General features: G+C 62.3%; 13 protein-coding genes and 1 pseudogene. 9 read left to right on the top strand and 5 right to left on the bottom strand.

The genetic code is table 11. From position 1 onward, the window contains the following. Nucleotides 1-400 precede the first annotated feature (400 nt). Nucleotides 401-1,141, bottom strand: a complete 741-nt coding sequence (locus FHR22_RS10720) for a TonB-dependent receptor plug domain-containing protein (RefSeq protein ID WP_166941896.1) — start codon at nucleotides 1,139-1,141, stop codon at nucleotides 401-403. A gap of 291 nt (nucleotides 1,142-1,432) precedes the next feature. On the opposite strand from FHR22_RS10720, the gene FHR22_RS10715 reads away from it, so the two are divergent. Next, nucleotides 1,433-2,554: an amidohydrolase family protein gene (locus FHR22_RS10715; protein ID WP_208417616.1), complete on the top strand. Its 1,122-nt coding sequence runs from the start codon at nucleotides 1,433-1,435 to the stop codon at nucleotides 2,552-2,554. A gap of 21 nt (nucleotides 2,555-2,575) precedes the next feature. Here FHR22_RS10715 and FHR22_RS10710 read toward each other — a convergent pair whose 3' ends face one another. From FHR22_RS10710 to FHR22_RS10700, 3 genes are all read right to left on the bottom strand, one after another. Then, complete coding sequence (locus FHR22_RS10710) at nucleotides 2,576-3,511, bottom strand: LysR substrate-binding domain-containing protein (protein WP_208417615.1); 936 nt, start codon at nucleotides 3,509-3,511, stop codon at nucleotides 2,576-2,578. Nucleotides 3,512-3,591: 80 nt separating this feature from the next. Next, a complete protein-coding gene (locus FHR22_RS10705; protein WP_166941894.1) occupies nucleotides 3,592-4,902 on the bottom strand; it encodes an MFS transporter in 1,311 nt (436 codons plus the stop codon). Beyond that, nucleotides 4,899-6,566, bottom strand: coding sequence for an FAD-dependent monooxygenase (locus tag FHR22_RS10700; protein WP_166941892.1), 1,668 nt, complete (start codon nucleotides 6,564-6,566; stop codon nucleotides 4,899-4,901). Before FHR22_RS10700 ends, FHR22_RS10705 begins: the two co-directional genes overlap by 4 nt. A 235-nt stretch (nucleotides 6,567-6,801) precedes the next feature. On the opposite strand from FHR22_RS10700, the pseudogene FHR22_RS10695 reads away from it, so the two are divergent. The 4 genes and pseudogenes from FHR22_RS10695 to FHR22_RS10680 all read left to right on the top strand — a co-directional run. Further along, nucleotides 6,802-6,897, top strand: a pseudogene (locus tag FHR22_RS10695) (IS5/IS1182 family transposase); the annotation flags it as partial. A 277-nt stretch (nucleotides 6,898-7,174) separates the two neighbouring features. Next, complete coding sequence (locus tag FHR22_RS10690; protein ID WP_166941890.1) at nucleotides 7,175-8,104, top strand: NAD(P)H-binding protein; 930 nt, start codon at nucleotides 7,175-7,177, stop codon at nucleotides 8,102-8,104. 403 nt (nucleotides 8,105-8,507) lie between these two features. Further along, nucleotides 8,508-8,738, top strand: a complete 231-nt coding sequence (locus tag FHR22_RS10685; RefSeq protein WP_166941888.1) for a hypothetical protein — start codon at nucleotides 8,508-8,510, stop codon at nucleotides 8,736-8,738. Nucleotides 8,739-9,057: 319 nt separating this feature from the next. Further along, nucleotides 9,058-11,286, top strand: coding sequence for a TonB-dependent receptor (locus FHR22_RS10680; protein WP_166941886.1), 2,229 nt, complete (start codon nucleotides 9,058-9,060; stop codon nucleotides 11,284-11,286). Nucleotides 11,287-11,528: 242 nt separating this feature from the next. On the opposite strand, the gene FHR22_RS10675 is transcribed toward FHR22_RS10680, so the two are convergent. Next, the gene (locus tag FHR22_RS10675; protein WP_166941884.1) at nucleotides 11,529-12,230 is read right to left on the bottom strand and encodes a cupin domain-containing protein; all 702 of its coding nucleotides are present in this window, start codon (nucleotides 12,228-12,230) and stop codon (nucleotides 11,529-11,531) included. Between the two features lie 192 nt (nucleotides 12,231-12,422). Between FHR22_RS10675 and FHR22_RS10670 the strand changes: the two genes are divergently transcribed. The 4 genes from FHR22_RS10670 to FHR22_RS10655 all read left to right on the top strand — a co-directional run bounded on the left by FHR22_RS10670 (nucleotide 12,423) and on the right by FHR22_RS10655 (nucleotide 17,653). Beyond that, nucleotides 12,423-12,989, top strand: coding sequence for an RNA polymerase sigma factor (locus FHR22_RS10670; protein WP_166941881.1), 567 nt, complete (start codon nucleotides 12,423-12,425; stop codon nucleotides 12,987-12,989). After that, entirely contained in the window at nucleotides 12,979-13,932 is a 954-nt protein-coding gene (locus FHR22_RS10665; protein ID WP_166941879.1) for a FecR family protein, read from the top strand. The genes FHR22_RS10670 and FHR22_RS10665 overlap by 11 nt, the downstream gene beginning before the upstream one ends. Continuing rightward, nucleotides 13,919-16,279, top strand: coding sequence for a TonB-dependent receptor domain-containing protein (locus FHR22_RS10660; protein WP_166941877.1), 2,361 nt, complete (start codon nucleotides 13,919-13,921; stop codon nucleotides 16,277-16,279). The genes FHR22_RS10665 and FHR22_RS10660 overlap by 14 nt, the downstream gene beginning before the upstream one ends. A 132-nt stretch (nucleotides 16,280-16,411) precedes the next feature. After that, the gene (locus FHR22_RS10655; protein WP_166941875.1) at nucleotides 16,412-17,653 is read left to right on the top strand and encodes a MipA/OmpV family protein; all 1,242 of its coding nucleotides are present in this window, start codon (nucleotides 16,412-16,414) and stop codon (nucleotides 17,651-17,653) included. Nucleotides 17,654-17,839: the final 186 nt, after the last annotated feature.

Here is a 17,839-nt window from a genome sequence, read left to right as displayed (position 1 = left end):
CGCTGACGAAGCCCAGGCGGCCGCCGAGCAAGTCCTCCGGCGAACCGAGCTGGAGTTCGTGACCCTGATTCTTGCTGCGCCAGAAATTGTCGCGGGCGAGGACGAGGATCGGAAGGAAGGAACCGTCGCCGTCCTGCTCGAGATTGTCCCAGTCGCGGTAGGCGTCGGTCAGCTTAAGCGCAAAGTCGCCGAGCTCCAGTTCGAACTGGCTGGAAACGCCCCAGTGCTTGGAGTCGATATGATTGCCGGCGGTATATTGATTGGTTTTGCGGTCGCTCCGATCGAGGTCGACAGGCGCGCCCAGCCTCGCCGTGAGCCTCGCCGGCGTAAGCGTGTTCGGGAGAAACGTGGTATATTGCCAACCACCGCCGCGGGTAAGCGTATAGTCCGCCCGGCCCGTTCAGGTCAGGCTGTCCGACAGGCGCGCGCGTAACGTGCCGCGCACGGCATAATTGTCGACGCCGCTCCTGCCGCCCGTCCCCGTCGTTTTCCAGTAGCCGTCGAACAGCTGGACCAGTCCCGCCACCCGCAGCGCGACATCCTCGCCGAGCGGCAGGTTGACCGCGCCATCGAGGCGGTAGCGGTCTCCCGTCCCGATTTCCGCGGCCAGATTGCCTTCGAAACGGTCGGTCGGCGCCTTGGTGCGGATGTTGAGCGCACCCACGGAGGCGTTCCGGCCGAACAACGTGCCTTGGGGGCCGGACAAGACCTCGATCGCGTCGAGATCGAGGAGGGCACCGTACATCGCGCCCGGACGGGCGATATAGACGCCGTCGAGGAAGGTCGCGACGCTTGGTTCGATCGCACTGTTGCCGAGCGATCCGATCCCGTGGATCGACAGGCGCACGCCAGAGGTTCCCGGCCCGTTGCCGCCTCTTAGCGTCGGCGCGATGCGCGGCAGATCCTGCAGCGTCTGGACATTGGCTGCCTCGAGGCGGGCGCTGCCGAGACTGGTGATTGCGATCGGCACGTCCTGGAGCCGTTCGGAGCGGCGCTGCGCGGTGACGATGATCTCGCCTGCGTCCGGAGCGGGCGGGGCGCCCTCGATCTCGGATGTTTGCGGCTGTGCCTCCTGCGCCAACGCGGCGTTGGACGTGGCGCAAGTCAGGACGATACTCGTTAAATACAGGAAGCTCTTCATCTTCCCCTCCCTTGCTGCCGGCTATTTCATGCCTGACCATGGTTTTGATCGGCTGCCGGAACTCGGATATTTCGCCCGCCCGCTGTGCTCCGGAGCAGGCTGTGGTCCGCTTCCACCGCTCTTTCTTTCGCTCGCGTCGGTTCGCCCGAGCCTCTGCAAAGTGCACGTCTCCAGTCGCTGGCCACAGATCGCGATTTGCGAATTGCGATAGCTGCCAGCTATCGTACGCGGCGGAGCGTCATCTTTCCTCGAAGCGCGCCTGTGCGAGTTAAGGGGCAAAGGAGAGAGAGGATGGCACAGTGGAATCGACGCGCGGTGATCGCGGGCGCCTTGGCGGCGCCCGTCGTGAGCAGTGTCGCTCGCGCGAGCGGGGAGGTCCGTATACCGGTGATCGCCACCGAAGAGGCTTTTGCGACGCCCGAACTGATGGCGGCGCTCGACGCGGGCCCGCCGGGCATGACCGATGCCGAAAAGGCCTATACGAGCTTGCTCCGCGGCGGCACCGGTGCCGCAGCTTCAGAACTGACACGGAAGCTGTGCAGCATCGACGCGCGTCTGGAGGATATGGACGCGAACGGCGTCGATATGCATCTGCTAAGCGTCACGATTCCCGGTCCACAAGCCTTTCTTCCGGAGGAGGGTGCGCGAATTGCCCGGCAATTGAATGACGGGCTGACGGCCATCATCCAGGCCCATCCGACGCGCTTCGCCGGACTTGCCGCCATTGCACCGCAGAACCCGGCAGCCGCGGTGCGCGAAGTGGAGCGCGCGAAACAGCTTGGCCTGAACGGCGTGATCGTCAATTCGCACAGCTTCGGCGAGTATCTCGACGAGCCCAAATTCCGTCCCATTCTCGCGGCCCTCGAAGCCCAGGACATGCCGCTCTATCTTCATCCGCGTTCGCCTTCGCAGGCGATGGTCGGACCTTACGTGAATTTCGGGCTGAGCGGTGCCTTGTGGGGATATGGCGCGGATACGAGCCTGCATCTGCTGCGCATGATCTTTGCTGGCGTGTTCGACGAGTTTCCCCGCCTGAAAGTCGTGCTCGGCCATATGGGGGAGGGCATTCCCTATTATTTCACCCGGGTCGACAATCGCTATCGCAACCTGATGGCCCGCGGCGGCGAGAAGCTGGGCCTCAAACCGCTACGACAGGGACCCAGCGAATATTTCAGGACCAATATATTCATTACCACCAGCGGCACCTTTTCACATGACGTTCTGCGCTATTGCGTCGATATATTGGGCGCCGGGCGCATCCTGTTCGCCATCGACTATCCCTATGAGCGCAGCGATGAAGCGATGCGTTTCATCCGGACCGCCAATTTGTCCCAAGCCGACGCGGAACGGATCGCCTACCGCAACGCGCAGGAATTATTCGGGATCAAGAATCGCGCATTTCCTGGGCTTTGACCGCTGTCTGGCTTGACGAGTTCATTCCAGCCCCGAGGCGCGCAGATGATAATTATGTCCGGCCTTTCGCGTGAGATCGCAAAGCCGTTCGGCCAGCGGCGTCAAGGGCACGTCCGCCCGCCGGACGATGCAGATCGGCGCGGCATGGAGCGCGTCGGCGAGATCGATCGTCTGCAAGCCCTCCTTGCTCGGGGCGAAATCCATCCATTGCATCGGCAAGACGGTGAGTAGGTCCGAATTCGCGACGGCCAGCAGCGTCATCAGCGCGGACTGGCAATGCACTACGACCTCCGGTTCCTCCAGCCCCGCGTTATGGAACATCGTCTCGAACTCCACCTCGCCATATTGCGTGGAGAAGGAGGGTCGGACCCATTGCGCATCGCGCAGTCCGGCAAGCGTTTTTGTGCCCGCCAGCGGATGTCCTTTTCGCGCGACCACCATGCGCCGGTTGTCGAAAAGCTTCTCCACCGACAGCGTCGCAGCGGACAAATGTTCGTCGAGCGGACCCACGTAGAAATCGATCTCGCCTGTGAGAATATTATGCTCGATCGGCTGGAACAGGCTCTCGGTAAGCTTGAGCAGAGCGTTCGGATAGGTGCGGCGAAATGCGCCGAGAATCGACGGCATGAGCGCGAGGCCTGATGCGGACGACAGGGCGACCGAGACTTCACCGACGAAATTTCCTTTCGCCTGCTCGAGTTCCTCATAGGCCCGGCGGAGTTCCGACTGAATCGCCATGGCGCGTCGGACGAAGATATTGCCGAGCTCCGTAGGCGTGACGCCATTTGCCCGGCGCGTGAAAAGCGAGACGCCCAGTTCATTCTCCGTATCGCGAATGCTGCGCGTGATCGTCGGCTGGGTGATGCCGAGTTGCCGGCTGGCTGCGCGGAGGCTCCCGGCCTCGGCGACGGCGACCACATCGCGGATATGACTGAGCTTCACGAAGGTCTTCTCCAATGCCTGAGCTGATCGAAGTGCTCATTTGCGATAGATGCGGAGCATAATATTCCTGCGCTCCCCGATCTTCAAATAGTCTCTCAGGCGAAGTCGCGCTGTTTGCGGATCATCAGAAGGGCGGCGGCAGCGAGGGCAGGCATCGCCATGATGATGGAAACCGCGCCGCGCTCATATCCGGCGGAGAACAGAAAACCTCCCAAAAGCGGACCGAGAGCGCTCCCGAACCGCCCGACGCCGATGGCGAAGCCGATGCCCGACGCCCTCGCGGTCGCGGGGAAGCTCCTGGAAAGAATGGCGTAGAGATTGACCATGCCGCCGATCGTGCTCGCACCCACGACGATCGACAGCGCAACCAGCAGCGGCAATTCTGTCGGTACGACCCCGAATGATGCGATGGCGAGGCCGGTCAGCGTGATGGCGCCGATCACGACCTGCTTCAACCCCAGCCGGGGAACCAATGCCGCGAAGACGGCGCCGCCGGCGACGCCGCTTACACTCATCATGGTGGCCGTTAACGCGGCTTGAGATACGCTATAGCCCGCGCCGGTGATAAGCGACGGGATCCAGCTCTGGATATAATAGAGTGACAGGCTGAACAGGAAGAAGATCGCCGTGACCACGAGTGTGTGTGGAAGTTCCGCGCGCGCCAGAAGCAGCCGGATCGAGCGGCGCTGGGCAAGCGGAGCTATGGGCTCGGCCGGAGCGGTCTCCGGCTGGCCGCACCGCCTGAGCAGCGCATTGAGGCGGGCCTGGGCCGCGGGACCGCCACGGGTGAGAATTCCCACGATCGATTCCGGAAGCCAGAACAGCACGATCAGCAGCATGACGATGCCAAGTCCACTGGCGACAAGGAATAGCGAGCGCCACCCCAGCGCCGGGATCATCCAGGCCGCGAGGAGGCCGCTCAGGATCGCGCCCGCAGGCAGTCCGAGATTGACGAGGGCGACCGAGAGGTCGCGCCGCTTCGCATTCGAAAATTCGGCCGCGAGCGGATTGATGACCGCAGCCATGGTGCCGACGCCCAGCCCCGTGAGAAGACGCGATCCGATGAGGCCATATAGGCTGCCGCTCAACGCGGTCCACATCGTGCCACAAATCATCAGCAGGAGGCTGAGCACAAGCAAGTTACGCCTGCCGTAAATGTCCGCCAGGGGAGACAGGAACAGCGATCCGAGCGCCATGCCGGCCAGCGCTGCCGACAAGACCGCGCCGATCGCAGCCGCGCCGATCTCCATCTCCTGCGCGATGACCGGCGCCGCGAAGGTGATCGCGAAGAGATCGATTCCATCGAGCGCACACATCGCAAGAAGAGCGAGAATGGAAAGCTTTTGCACGCGGTGCATCGGGGCTTCCAGAAACGCTTGCCAGAAACGCGGCAAAGTCTCGGTCATCCGACGTTCGCCTCGGCGGCGGTCGCGACCGGGGGTGCCGCCACTTTGCCCGCGGCAAAGGCGAGCATACCCGGCGCCCAGACATCGCCACGCCAGGCGACATGCTGGTCGGGCCGGATCAGCGCCAGCGGCTTTTCATAGCGCTCAGCGAGGCGAGAGTCATCGAGCCTCACGATTGTCAGCGGGATGCCCGTGGTGGCGGCTTCCCGCTCCGCCCCGAGTGTTTCTACGTTGCCGAAGACGAGGAGCGTGAACCCGGGACCGAATTGATCGTAGAGCGAGGATCCGTCGGCGAGCCACCCATGGGGGGCCAGGCTGCCGGGCGCTGCGCTCGGAACATAGTCGAGCGACATGCGCCATTCGGCTTCGGTGCCGTCTTCGGCGATCACGGGCGAACCCAGGTACCGCAAGCCCAGCACGACACCCAGGGTGTAGAATTCCCGCCCTTTCGTCGTCGCGATGATGTCGGCCACTTCCCGCCGGATCGCGTCGCCTGCGGGTCCTTCGTCCTCGATGCCGTCCCGGAAGAGGGTAGCCGGCTGGGTTCCGTGATTGCTCTCGGCCTCGTCCATTACCAGATTGTGCACCGGTCTCCGCTCCGCTTCATAGCTGTCGAGTAAGGCAGGGCCACCCCAGCCCTGCAGCACCGCGCCAAGCTTCCAGCCGAGATCGACCGCGTCCGCAACTCCCATGTTCATACCGAAGCCACCGAACGGCGGATGAAGATGGCACGCGTCGCCCGCCAGGAACACGCGCCCTTCGCGATATTTATTGGCCAGCAGCCGGCTCGCGAACCACATGTCGGAGCTGAGGATCCGATAGGGCAGCTCGATGCCGGTCGATCGCTTGATCAGTTCGACTGCTTCTTCGTCGGTGATTGTCTTCTCGGGCGGCAGGGTCAGCGGCATGAAGAACCAAAGATCGCCTTCATCCATCGGGCCGATTACACTCGGGCTTTCGGGATTGACCTGCCAGTACATGACGCCCGGCCCATGTGCGTGCGCATCGCCGAGACCGGGCGCGTGGAAGATGATGTTGTAGTTTCGGGAGAGATTGGATCGGCCTTCCATCTCGGCGCCCATCGCCTCGCGCACGGCACTGCGCCCGCCGTCGGCGCCCACCAGATAGTCGGCCTCGATCACACGCTCCTCGCCGGTGCTGACGGAAAGCAGGGTGACGCGAACGCCGGCCTCGTCCTGATCGAACGAGACAAATTCGCAGCCATATTCGATCTCGACGTTCTCGAGACCGGTGAGCCGATCCCGGAGGACGCTCTCAAGCTTATATTGTGGAATCCACTGCCCATGTTCGGAGTAGCGATCGTCGCGTGTCGGTGCACCCTGAAGCGCGTTGGCAAAGCGGGTCAGAGAATGTCCAGACAGGCGCGTTACGAAGTGCACATCTGTCGGATAATCGATGCCGAACGGAGATGCTTCGGCCAAAGCTTCGGCAATTCCCCAACGGCGGAGCAGCTCGCGTGTCCGAACATTGGTGGTCTTGGCGCGCGGAGCATGGCCGCCACGCATCTCCCGCTCGACGAGAAGGCACTCGATGGAACGTGTGCCGAGTTCAAGCGCGGTGGCGAGCCCTGTCGGCCCTCCGCCAACGATAATGACACGAGGTTGCTTGCTCTTGCCGGAAGCTAGGGAGTCGCTTGGTTTCATGCGGCGACGCTAGCCCGCCGTCGGACGATCTAAGATATGGCAGAACATCGTGAGCGATGCTTCGTGGCTATCAGGCGATACGTGGTGATGAAGAACTCCGCAGAAATCCACGACGGATAGCTGATCGAGTACGGGAGCCGCACGCGCGGAGCGCGATGGGTCAGAGAGCCACTAGGTATCGTTTACATTCAGAGGCAACATTTGAGAGTGGCGACGAGGTATAGGAAGCCCGCATAGGGACTGGAGGCGCGTCGCAACACGCTACGATCGCTGCCCAGGAGCCTTCTTCTCCGCTATCGCTCTCGCCGCAACCTTCATCTTCTGGCTCTGATCAGTGAGCCCTGACCCTAACGATCGCACGGCAACCGGAAGTTCGCTCCGGAAGAGAAAAAATAATAATAACATCAGGGGTTTCGATGCCGCATGATTTTAGCGATGCGGCTTGGGCTATGCTGGTGCACGATGGCGCGCGCATGCGGCTGTTGATTTGCTGCGCCGCTGGCACCGCTCCTACATGTTCACTCCTATATACGCGGCATCGATCCCCCCTAAAACACGACCCCACGCTCGAATAAACGGGCCCGCCTGCGAGATAAGGGGGAAAAGTGGTGGATGACCGGGCCTTGATTTTTGGAGCAGCCGGCCATCTGGGCCTGCCGCTTGCTCGATGGGTGCGCTACAAAAGCCCTGAAACGAAGTTGCGGCTCGTGTCACGCAACGCCGATCAGCGCCAGCGGCTCCAGGCAGACTTTCCCGATGCCGAGGTGGTTGCGGCAGACTATCTCGACCCCGCCAGCATGGCTGCGGCCTTGGAGGGAATTTCCGCCGCCTTCATCGTGACGCCGGATTTTCTCGATGAGCAGAGGGCGATGGAGATTCTATGTGCCGAGGCCACATCCAAGAAGGGCTTACGGCAGATCGTGCGAATTCTCGGCAATCTTCCTTACACCAAGCTCAGCGATATCCCTGAAAGATGGCGGAGCATCGGCGGCACGCTGACGCAGCACCATGTCGCAAGAGCGGTTCTGGACGGCAGCGGGTTGCCCGTGACCTATCTGAACATGCCCGCGTACCTCATGGATGATCTGGTCAGATGGAGTGGGCCGATCCGCGAACAGAACCTGTTCGTGATGCCGTATGATCGCCGACATAGCTGGGTTGACCCCGCTGACATCGGCGAGGCTGCTGCGAATATCATCATGAGCCGCGACGATCGGCATATCGGTCAATATTATGATGCTGAATGTGGACATGACGTTTTTCGGTTCGGCGATGTCGCGAAGATATTGAGCGACGTCTTTCGCCGGCGAATCGATTATGATGAGAGTCCGGAGACGTGGCGATCGCTGAACGGGCCTCGCTACAAGGCGCTCTACGGCGATCATGCCGAGGAATATTTTTTGGCCTTCTACCATTTCGAGCAGACGCATGAGTTTTCTGTCCGCAACAGCAATGTCCTCGAAACCCTGCTCGCCCGCGAGCCAACCTCCCTTCGCTCTTGGATAAAGTGCAACGCGAATGCCGTGCTTCCGCAATGACCATTGGATGGGCGAACGGGCGCATTCATCGCGTGACCATCGCGAGCCGTTCATATGGGTTCGCCAGACGATGGAGCGGGCCGTGAGAAAGAATCCTGGAGATGCTTTCGCCGCGAGAGACGCGAATTGCGGTTCGTCGTGGCTCTATCCGATGGTGTCCGCGACGCGTGGTCCAGGCTCGGATGCGGCCTCCCCGCTGCGAGAGCGTCCGCCGCTTTCGATCCCAGCCTTTGCTGCGGAAAGATTCATCACATCTCGCCATTCGCATGTTTCATTGGGCGGTTCGCGTCGACGTTTCTCCATCGCTTCGCCGGGCGCACCCGGTAAATCTTCCGTCGTCGCGTCGATCAAGTGACGCTGTTCTCGCAGCTTTGGAAATACAGAGGGGGCGATCATCCAAGCTATGCAGCTCAAAACGCTGCGGATGGATTACGATCGGAGGGCATGTTGTGCGGCCCTCCCGCTGACGCGCATCGGCCAGCACTCGCCCGGCCGTCGATGCCGTCCCGCCGTCGCGATTTCAGCTGTCATCGCGCGATGCCTGACGAGGCCAAAGGTCGACCTGGATTGCATGCGGGCGGCACGCCGCAAGCACGACCTGAAGCAAGTCGGCCCCGGCGATATCGACGCGTGACGCGCAGTCGTCAGGACCCCGTCGGTCAACATCGGTCGCGACAGGGTCAAGCCACGATGCGCAGTCGCCAGGCAAAGCAGGTCGATTGTGGTGCCAGGAAGAATGTTGTCAAGCAAAGATGCGAGTTAACACCTATTGTAACGGTATAAATAATAAATCTATTAAAATATAATTGACTGATCTGCCATGATTGATGCGAGCGGGAAATATCTTTCCGGTCAGTATCGTAGTATTATTATAGTATATTAATAACAATAAGTATTTATCGGAGAATTTATTGAGAAAATTTGGCGGATCATAAATAAATGGGGGGGTGGGCATGGAAGCGAAGAGTCTCGACAATCTGAAGGCGTTATCTTGCGCGGCGTTAGGATTGGTTCTGTCCACTCCGGCTGCCGCTCAAGGGCGTGCAGAAGATAAGGCAGCAGAAGGCCGGGCCAGCGTCGAAGCGGCGGCGGACGCGGAGCCCGACTGGTCCAACGAGCTGATCGTCACCGCGCGCAGACAGTCCGAAACCATCACCGATGTGCCCGCTACCGTCAACGTCGTGAGCGACGAAGCGCTGAGCGCTCGGCTGGTTGGGTCAGGACTGGACCTGAGCGGCATAACGCCGGGCTTCCAGCTATATAATGCGTTGGGCGGGTCGGCAGCACCGACGATCCGCGGCCTGGGCTCGAACACGGCCGTATTCTCGATCGAGGCGTCCGTGGCCAGTTTTTTTGACGGCGTCTATGCCGCTCATCCCCGCGACTATGTCTCGCCAATTTTTGACGTCGACCGGATCGAGGTCATCAAGGGTACCCAGTCGACCACGCTCGGCAAGAATATCACCCTGGGCGCCGTCAGCTTCGTCAGCCGTCGTCCAGGCGATGATCTCGGTTTCGATATCACCGCCAGTCACGAGTTCAACTTCAACAGCACCCGCCTCGAGGGGGGCATCGACATTCCGCTCAGCGACAGCTTGCACGTGCGCTTGGCGGGCTACTACAACAATGAAGGCGGCTATGTTCGTAACCGCCTGCGCGGCGTCGACGAGCCCTCGCGCAAGATCGTCGGCGGGCGAATGGTTGCCGTGTGGGAACCGACCGACAGCCTGTCGGCGACGCTCATCTATCAACTCGATCGCTACAAGGAAGCCGGCCAGAATATCCACCTTATTCGCGATGGACTGGGCGTTCCGGGAAGCGTGAGCATTCGCCAACTCGCCGCATCGATCGGCCAGACGGATTTCGCGATCGGCCCGCTGATCTCGTACAACGGTTATCCAGACCGTCCGCCCTATGACGATCAGAAAAGCCATCGCGCGACGCTCATCGTCGCCTACGAGCTCGGCGAATTCACCCTTAGTTCGCAGACGGCTTATGTGAACTGGAAGGATCGACGTCGTAACGACCTCGATTTCACCGCCGCCAGCATGTACACCTTTCAGGTCACCGAGCCGAACGAACTCTTTTCGCAAGAACTTCGGCTTTCTTCGCCGGTCGACAAGTCATTCAGCTATATGGGCGGTGTCTATTATCTGTGGAATAAATGGGGCGTTGATCAGGTCCTCGATTTTCAGGCGCCGTGGCCGCGGAGCGGTGCTCTCAACCACTTCTACGAGCAGGACGTGAACTCCTACTCGGGTTTCGTGCAAGCCAATGCCAGTCCGCTCGAAGCGATCAAGCTTAGCGCCGGCGCCCGCTACACCCGCGAGACAAAGGGCGGTCGCTTCTTCCGCACCGAACTGCGTCCGGGTTCGGCCACCGCGATCTTCGCGCCGTTCCCCGAGTTCAGACTGTCGCGCAAGGAGAATAATCTCGACTGGTCGCTATCGGCGCAATATTATCTCGACAGCCGGAACGTCATTTACGCATCGGCATCGCGCGGCAGCAAGAGCGGCGGCTTCCAGACGCTTCCGTCCAACCCCGCTCTTACGGAGTTCGAAGGGGAGCAGGCGCTTACCTATGAGGTCGGCGTGAAGCTGCAGCCGGCCGCGACAGCGTCGCTTGAGCTCGCGCTGTATAACACGACGGTCAAGGATTTTCAGTATAATATCAACACCTCACTTGGCAATGTTATCACCAATGCCAAGGTCCGGACACGCGGCGTGGACACAAGTTTCCACTGGCGGCCATTCCCAGGCATGCGGCTGCAGGGGGGAGTGGTCTATGCCGACGCGATCAACGTCGAGGCGTTCCCGGGTGCGCCAGCGGGCACGCGCGCCGTGCGCGCACCCAAATGGACCGGCAGCGTGGCCGCCTATTATGAAACCGCCCTGACGCCGAACCTCGATCTCAGCATCAATCCCTTCGTCGACTTCAGCTCAAGTCAGTATCACCAGCTGCCCTCATTCAATGCGCCCAAGCGCCAGGCTTACGGTTTGGTGAACCTTCGGGTCGCGGTAGGCCCGGCGGACAAGAATTGGGAGATCGCGCTGGTCGGAAAGAATCTCACAAACCGGAAATCGGTCCTCTCGGCGACGATCCCGACGCTCGCGAACGGACCATTCTTCGCCAGTATCCAGACGCCAAGGACCTATGCGCTCCAGCTTTCCGTACGGCGCTGATGAAGGCGGTGGCGGGCTTCAAGCGGGATGACCGGGGCGGCACTACAATGCTTGCCGTGGTGGGTCGGTACCAGGAGTGGCGAAGCGTCGGGCTGTCGGAAGAGCGGCAGCCCCGCGCAGCCCGAGAAAGCATATTTCGAAGGCGCGGTCCTGGAGATTCCAACGGGATGAACTGGCCGGTTGCATCGGCCCCGACGCCGCCGGTCAGCACCATCGGCGGGCCGCGTCGACGGGGCTGATCCTTACTCCTTGATCGGCTCCCCGGATGAATTCACATCGGTTATCGAGCTCGGGCCCGTGCCCATGATCAACAGTTCGACTTCTTCGTCCTTCGCTCCATCATAATGGATTTTGTTGGGGTGATGGACGACAAAGCTGCCCGCCGGCACTGCCACGGTCGCATCATGATTCCCCGATGGACCCCAGCCCGCCCACCATGTGCCTTTGAGAACCAATATGTACCGCGTTTCCTGATGGAAATGGGGTTTGCTCATATGGCCCGGCGCGAATTTTACCCGCACGACATAAGGACCCGGCTTCGTCGGGTCTCCGGCCAGAAACGCGATCGGCAGCTGCGCGCCGAACCGGCTCGCCGACCAGTCTATATCCCCCTCGTACATTATTTCCATGACGTCTTTGGGTGGTTGCGCGGAGGGGCTGGTCGCAGAGGCATGAGTGCCGAGAAGCACAATTCCGAACAGGGCATGACGAAGCTGCATTTCATTCTCCTCATGGGAAGCCTGCGAAAGATATCTGCTGTACAATTCCATCATCGCCGTCGAGGTCGCAATGAGGGTATGCTCCACCTTGCCGCGCGCTGCCGTCCCGCCCAGAGTCTTGAACGCCCCCCGCCTGGAGAGCGGCGTTCGGCCTAACGGGTTGCGTCCGCAGAACGAGTAGGATAGGCCTTCGGCCGCGGCTTGGTCGCCAATATTATCTGCCATTTGTAACAGGTTGGAGCCGCTTTTGACGGCATTTCTCGCTCGATTGAGACCGTTTCTTCACTCGCTTGGCGTCGCGGCGGTCCGTCCCCCATCGCGGTACTGGCGGTTCTCGCTGCAGCGCGCTGCCGAGCGGACAGAAAGAGACAGTTCCGCCGCTTGCCCGACCTCGAATATCGCTGCTGCAAATCTGCTATGAGCGACGGCGGGCTTGTCTCCCTGTTCGGCGAACTGCGTCCGGCACTGCTGCGCTATCTGATGGCGCGCGGCGCGTCGGCCGACGAGGCGGAGGATATACTCCAGGACATCCATATGAAGATGCTGGCCGACCATATCGGCCCGGTGTCCCAGGCGCGCGCCTATCTTTACAGCATGACCAACAATCATTTTCTCATGCATCGCCGAACCGCCGACCGCCGCACGCGCCGCGAGGAGGATTGGAGCGAGATCAATGGCGGGCGCGATGGCGAGGTCGACGAACGGCCATCGGTCGAAACCGAACTCATCGCGCGCGAACAACTTGCCATCCTGCAACGAGTGCTCGACGAACTGCCCGAACGGAGCCGGATCATCTTCCGCCGCTTCCGGATCGATGGCGAGCCTCAGCGGCGAATAGCGGAGGAATTGGGGATCAGCGTGAGCGCCGTTGAGAAGCATCTGGCGCGGGCCTATGAAGCCATTACCTTGGCGCGGCGTCGATGGGATGAGGATCGCCCCGACCGGCGGCATCTGACAGGTGAAAGAAACCGTCATGCCATATGATGTCGACGACAATATCTGCGCCCGCGCGATCGAGTGGCATATCCGGCTGCGCGATGGCGACGACGCAACATGGGAGGCCTTTGCGGAGTGGCTCGCTGCCAACGAGCGCCACGCAGAAGCCTATGAGGCCATCGAAGCGGACGATCTGGCGATCGATCCCTTGCTGCCGCTCGTCGTCATCCGCGAAGCTGCGAACGATCAGGACACGCCTGCGCGGGGCCGATGGCGCGGCGGCCTTTTCGGCGGCGCGATCGCGGCGTCGGTCGCCGCGGCCGTCCTGCTGTTTTCTAGCCCCGCGCCCAGCCGCTACCATGTCGTGACGGCGCCCGGCGAACGGCGGGTGGTCGCGCTCGACGCGGCGACCGAAGTCACGCTCAACGGCGCAACGCGAATGACGTTCGACCGCAAGGATCCGCGTTTCGCTTCGCTCGCCTCGGGCGAAGCTCTCTTCCGGGTCGGGCACGATGTGCAGAATCCGTTCCGGCTCCAAGTGGGGGGCAATGTCGTCGAGGATGCGGGAACGGTCTTCAATGTCGTGCACGAGCGGGGCGAGGTGCGCGTCGCTGTCGCGGAAGGCAAGATCGTCTATAATCCCGGCGCGCGCGCGGTATCGCTCGACGCCGGGCAGAGCCTCGTCGATCGCGGCGGTGCGACGCGCGTCAAGGTGAGCGATGTCCCGATCACGGCAGTCGGATCGTGGAAGTCGGGATCGCTCGTCTATGCCGGAGCGCCGCTGTCGCGCGTCGCCGAGGAGCTCAGCCGCGCGCTCGGGGTGCGCATCACCGCCGCGCCATCGATTGCGGACCAGCCTTTTTTCGGGACGATCATCCTTGACGGCAGCGGTGCCGGGCAGCTCAGGCGGCTGGGTTCCGCGCTGAATGTTTCCGTTGAAGAGCGGGCCGACGGGTGGATCATGAGGCCGGCCGGCAGTGCCGCACCATAGGTGGATGGCGGCGGCGGTTGCGCTGTTCGGCCTTGCGGCGACCGATCCGGCCCATGCGCGGTCGTTCGACATCCCGCCAGGCTCGCTCGGCGAGGTCGCGGCCCGGCTGGGCGTGCAGGCCGGGATTACCGTCGCGGTGACCGATCCCGACATTGCAGCGCGCCGGTCGCCGGGGGTGAAGGGCGATTTTTCGGTTCGCGTGGCGCTCGACCGGGCTTTGCGCGGCACCGGCGCGGAAGCGATCTTTTACGATCGGGCGACCGTCCGCCTCGTCCGCAGCCGCGCGGTGCCGAAGCGGCGGCCCCCACCGAAACCGGCACCGCCGAGGGTTCCTGCGGTACAGGACGACCCGGTCGATATCATCGTCACCGCCAGCAAACAGAATATGCCGCTCGACAATTTTCCGGGTTCGGCGAAAATTGTCGATCTCGATCCCGACTGGCTGACGCGCAGCGCGCCCGGCGGAACCGCCGCCATCGCCGCCGTGCTGCCGACGCTCAACGCCACCAACCTTGGCCGGGGACGCAACAAAATCTATGTGCGCGGTATCGCGGACAGCAGTTTCAACGGTCCGACCCAGGCGACAGTGGGGCAATATCTCGGTGATGTCCGCCTTTCGTACAACGCGCCCGATCCCGACCTCAACCTTTACGATCTCGATCGCGTCGAGGTCCTCGCAGGGCCGCAAGGGACATTATACGGCGCCGGCTCGATCGGCGGGATCATACGGCTCGTGCCCAACGGACCCGACAGCAGCGCAGCTTATGCGAGTGCGTCGGCTGGCGTCAGCGCGACGCGCTTCGGCGGCGTTGGCAGCGATTTCGCCGCGATGGTCAACCTGCCGCTGGCGCAGGGACGGATGGGACTGCGCGCCGTCATCTACGGTGCGCGCGAGGCGGGCTACATCGACGATCCGGGCCGAGAAAAGCGCGATATCAATGGCGGCTCGAATTTTGGTCAGCGGCTGATCTGGCGTATCGACGATGTTGTGGGATGGACCATCGACGTCGGCGGGGTCTATCAGCGGATCAGGACCGATGACGGACAGTATCTGCTGCGGGGCGAGCCGCCGCTCGAGCGTCGCAACGCCATGTCGCAGCCGTTCCGGAACGAATATCGACTGGCCTATGTTACCGCACGGCGGCCGATGGGCGAGGGCGAACTCGTCTCGACGAACTCGGTTGCGCGGCAGCATCTCTCGACGGTTTTCGACGCGACCGGGTCCGGCGCGGCCGCCGCGCCGCGGCGCTTTGAGGAGCAGAACGATATCACCTTCTGGTCGCACGAAACGCGGCTTTCGGGTGGCGGCGCGAAAACGCCGTGGGTCGCGGGCTTCGCGGCGATCCATAATGTCAGCCGCGTGTCGCGGTGGCTGGGACCGGTCGATGCGCCCGAGCAGATCGCCGGGGTCCGTAACCGGCAGCGGGAACTTTCGCTCTTTGGGCAGGCGACACTCCCGGTGACGCGCTCGCTCCATCTGACGATGGGTGGGCGCCTGTCGGTCGGGGGCGGGGCCGGGCGACTGGTCGGCGAGGGTCTGGACGAACCCGAGGAAGCGTCGCGGGTACGCGTGCGGTTCGCGACGACCGCGGCGCTCGACTGGCAGCTTAGTCCGTCGCTTTCAGTTTACGGCCATTTCCAGGAAGGGTTCAGGACCGCCGGCTTCGCGGTCGCACCCGCCGGATCGAGCGAGGAGGGGCAAGAATTTCTGAGCGACGAACTGAGGCAGGTCGAAATCGGCGTCCGGTGGCGGGACAGGAACCGTGACCGCTTCTCGCTTCGCGCTGCCGTCTTTGCGGTCGACTGGAATAATATTCAGGCTGACCTCATCGACGGGTCCGGTCTTCCTTATACGGCGAATATCGGCAACGGCCGGATCTACGGGCTCGATGGCGAGATGCGATGGCGCGTATGGCCGTCGCTCACGCTGACCGCCGCGGCATTCGTCAATCAAAGCTATCTTTATGATGTTCCGCCGCAATTTGGCGAGCCGAACAAGAACACGCTCCCCAATATTCCCGACGACGGAATGCGGCTCGGGGTAGAGTGGCGTACCCAGCTCGCGCCGAACACCAGCCTCGCCATCGACGCATCGTTTCGCGGTTACGGCAAGTCCAATCTCGGCGTGGGGCCCTTGCTCGACGTCTCGCAGGGCAATTACGGTGTCCTCAATATCGGTACGCGGCTCGGATTTCCGCGTTTCGGCCTGTCGCTCGATATCCTGAATCTTGGCGACACGCGCGCGAACACCTTTGCATTCGGTAACCCTTTCGGGCTGGCAGAGCGGAACCAAGTCACCCCCGTCCGGCCGCGCACGATCCGTCTCGGAATCGACGCTCGCTTCTGACGCTGCCCGTAACGCAACAGCCGGAAACGGCGCGCTTTCCCATCTCTTTTTCGTCCGGACATAGTCGCCGGAAATTTTTTGATGAGGAGCGGTTCGCCCGTCGGCGTCTCAGGGGAGAAGGAGACGCCACCGATGGCCAACGAACTGACACCGCTGGAGGAGCAGGTGATCGCCGTATCGCTCAGCGATCAGCGTTCCAGCCTGATGCCGCGCAGCAATATCTTCCTGTGGTTTTTCGGGCATCGGTCGAGGTCGCTTCCGCTCGCCAATGCGCGGCTCGAGGCGCTGCGGCGCTATGCGGTCCTGAGCCGGACGTCGAAGCAAGATCTCCCGCAGGACGAATGCGATCGCCTTGTCCAGGCCGGCTATGATGCCCCGCAAAAGGAAGCGATCGACCGGCTGATCGCGCCATATCGACTGCAACATGATTTTCGCGTCCGCGATCGGAGCTTCTTCCGGCGCCGCGCGGAAAACCGGACGCCGGGCCGCCTCCCCCCATCCCCCGTCCCGGCGTCCGGACCAATCCCGTTCCTCATCCCCAACAGCCTAGCGAAAGAAAATATGCACAATCTCTCTCCTCTTCGAACCTGTTCCACCCTCATGCTTGCGATGCTGCCCTTCGCGATGGTGCCCGCTGCCGCCCAGGCGCAGACGCAGCCGCCGATCCAGGGGCCGTTGGACGGGTCGGTCGATCCTGACGACGATCATATCATCGTCGGCATCGGCGGGCTCTACGCGCCGGCCTATCAAGGCGCCGACGACTACAGATTTCAGCCGCTTCCCATGGTCGATGTGAAATGGGGGCGTTTCTTCGTCAATCTTCAGGATGGTGTGGGCGCCAATCTCCTTGAATCCGAACATGTCACCGTCGGCGTCGGACTGACGCCGGTCGGCGGCTACCGCGCGAAGGATGCGCCCGACGGTATCGGCAAGCTGTCGCTCGGCCTCGGCGGGCGCGGTTTCGTGAAGCTTCGCCAAAGCGGCTTCGAGGCGACGCTCAGCGCGACCAAGATCATCACCGGCAACACCGAAGGCGTCATCGCCGATGCCAGCCTCGCTTACCCGATCGCGGCAAGCGACAAGCTCACGCTGGTCCCGTCGATCGGCACCACTTGGGGAGACCGCAAGCACAATAACCGCTATTTCGGAGTGACCGCAGGGCAATCCGCCGCCTCGGGGCTTCCGCAATATCGGGCGGGAAGCGGGCTCATCGATGCCAAAGCCGAACTTGCGATCGTCTACCGCCTGACCGATCGCATCGGCGTGATGGCAATGGGGGGCGTGTCGTCGCTGCTCGGCGACGCGAAGGACAGCCCGATCGTCTATCACAAGACGCGTCCATACGGGGTCTTCGGTATTACCTACAGCTTCTGATGCGACGGCATATTTAGGCTGGATGCCGGACAGAGCAAATGTCCGGCATCCCGCTCTCTCGCCACCGGGCATCGCGGAGGGACAGGTGGATTCCCCCTCTGGCGCGCGCGCCACCCGGATCCGGCGACGATCATCTGAGAATGCTTGAAACCAAGGACTGGCCGAGGCCAGCCGGGTCGAGCCGGA

It is taken from the genome of Sphingopyxis panaciterrae (assembly GCF_011762125.1).
Classification (GTDB): Bacteria; Pseudomonadota; Alphaproteobacteria; order Sphingomonadales; family Sphingomonadaceae; genus Sphingopyxis; species Sphingopyxis panaciterrae.
This window is presented reverse-complemented; position numbering and strand designations above follow the sequence as displayed.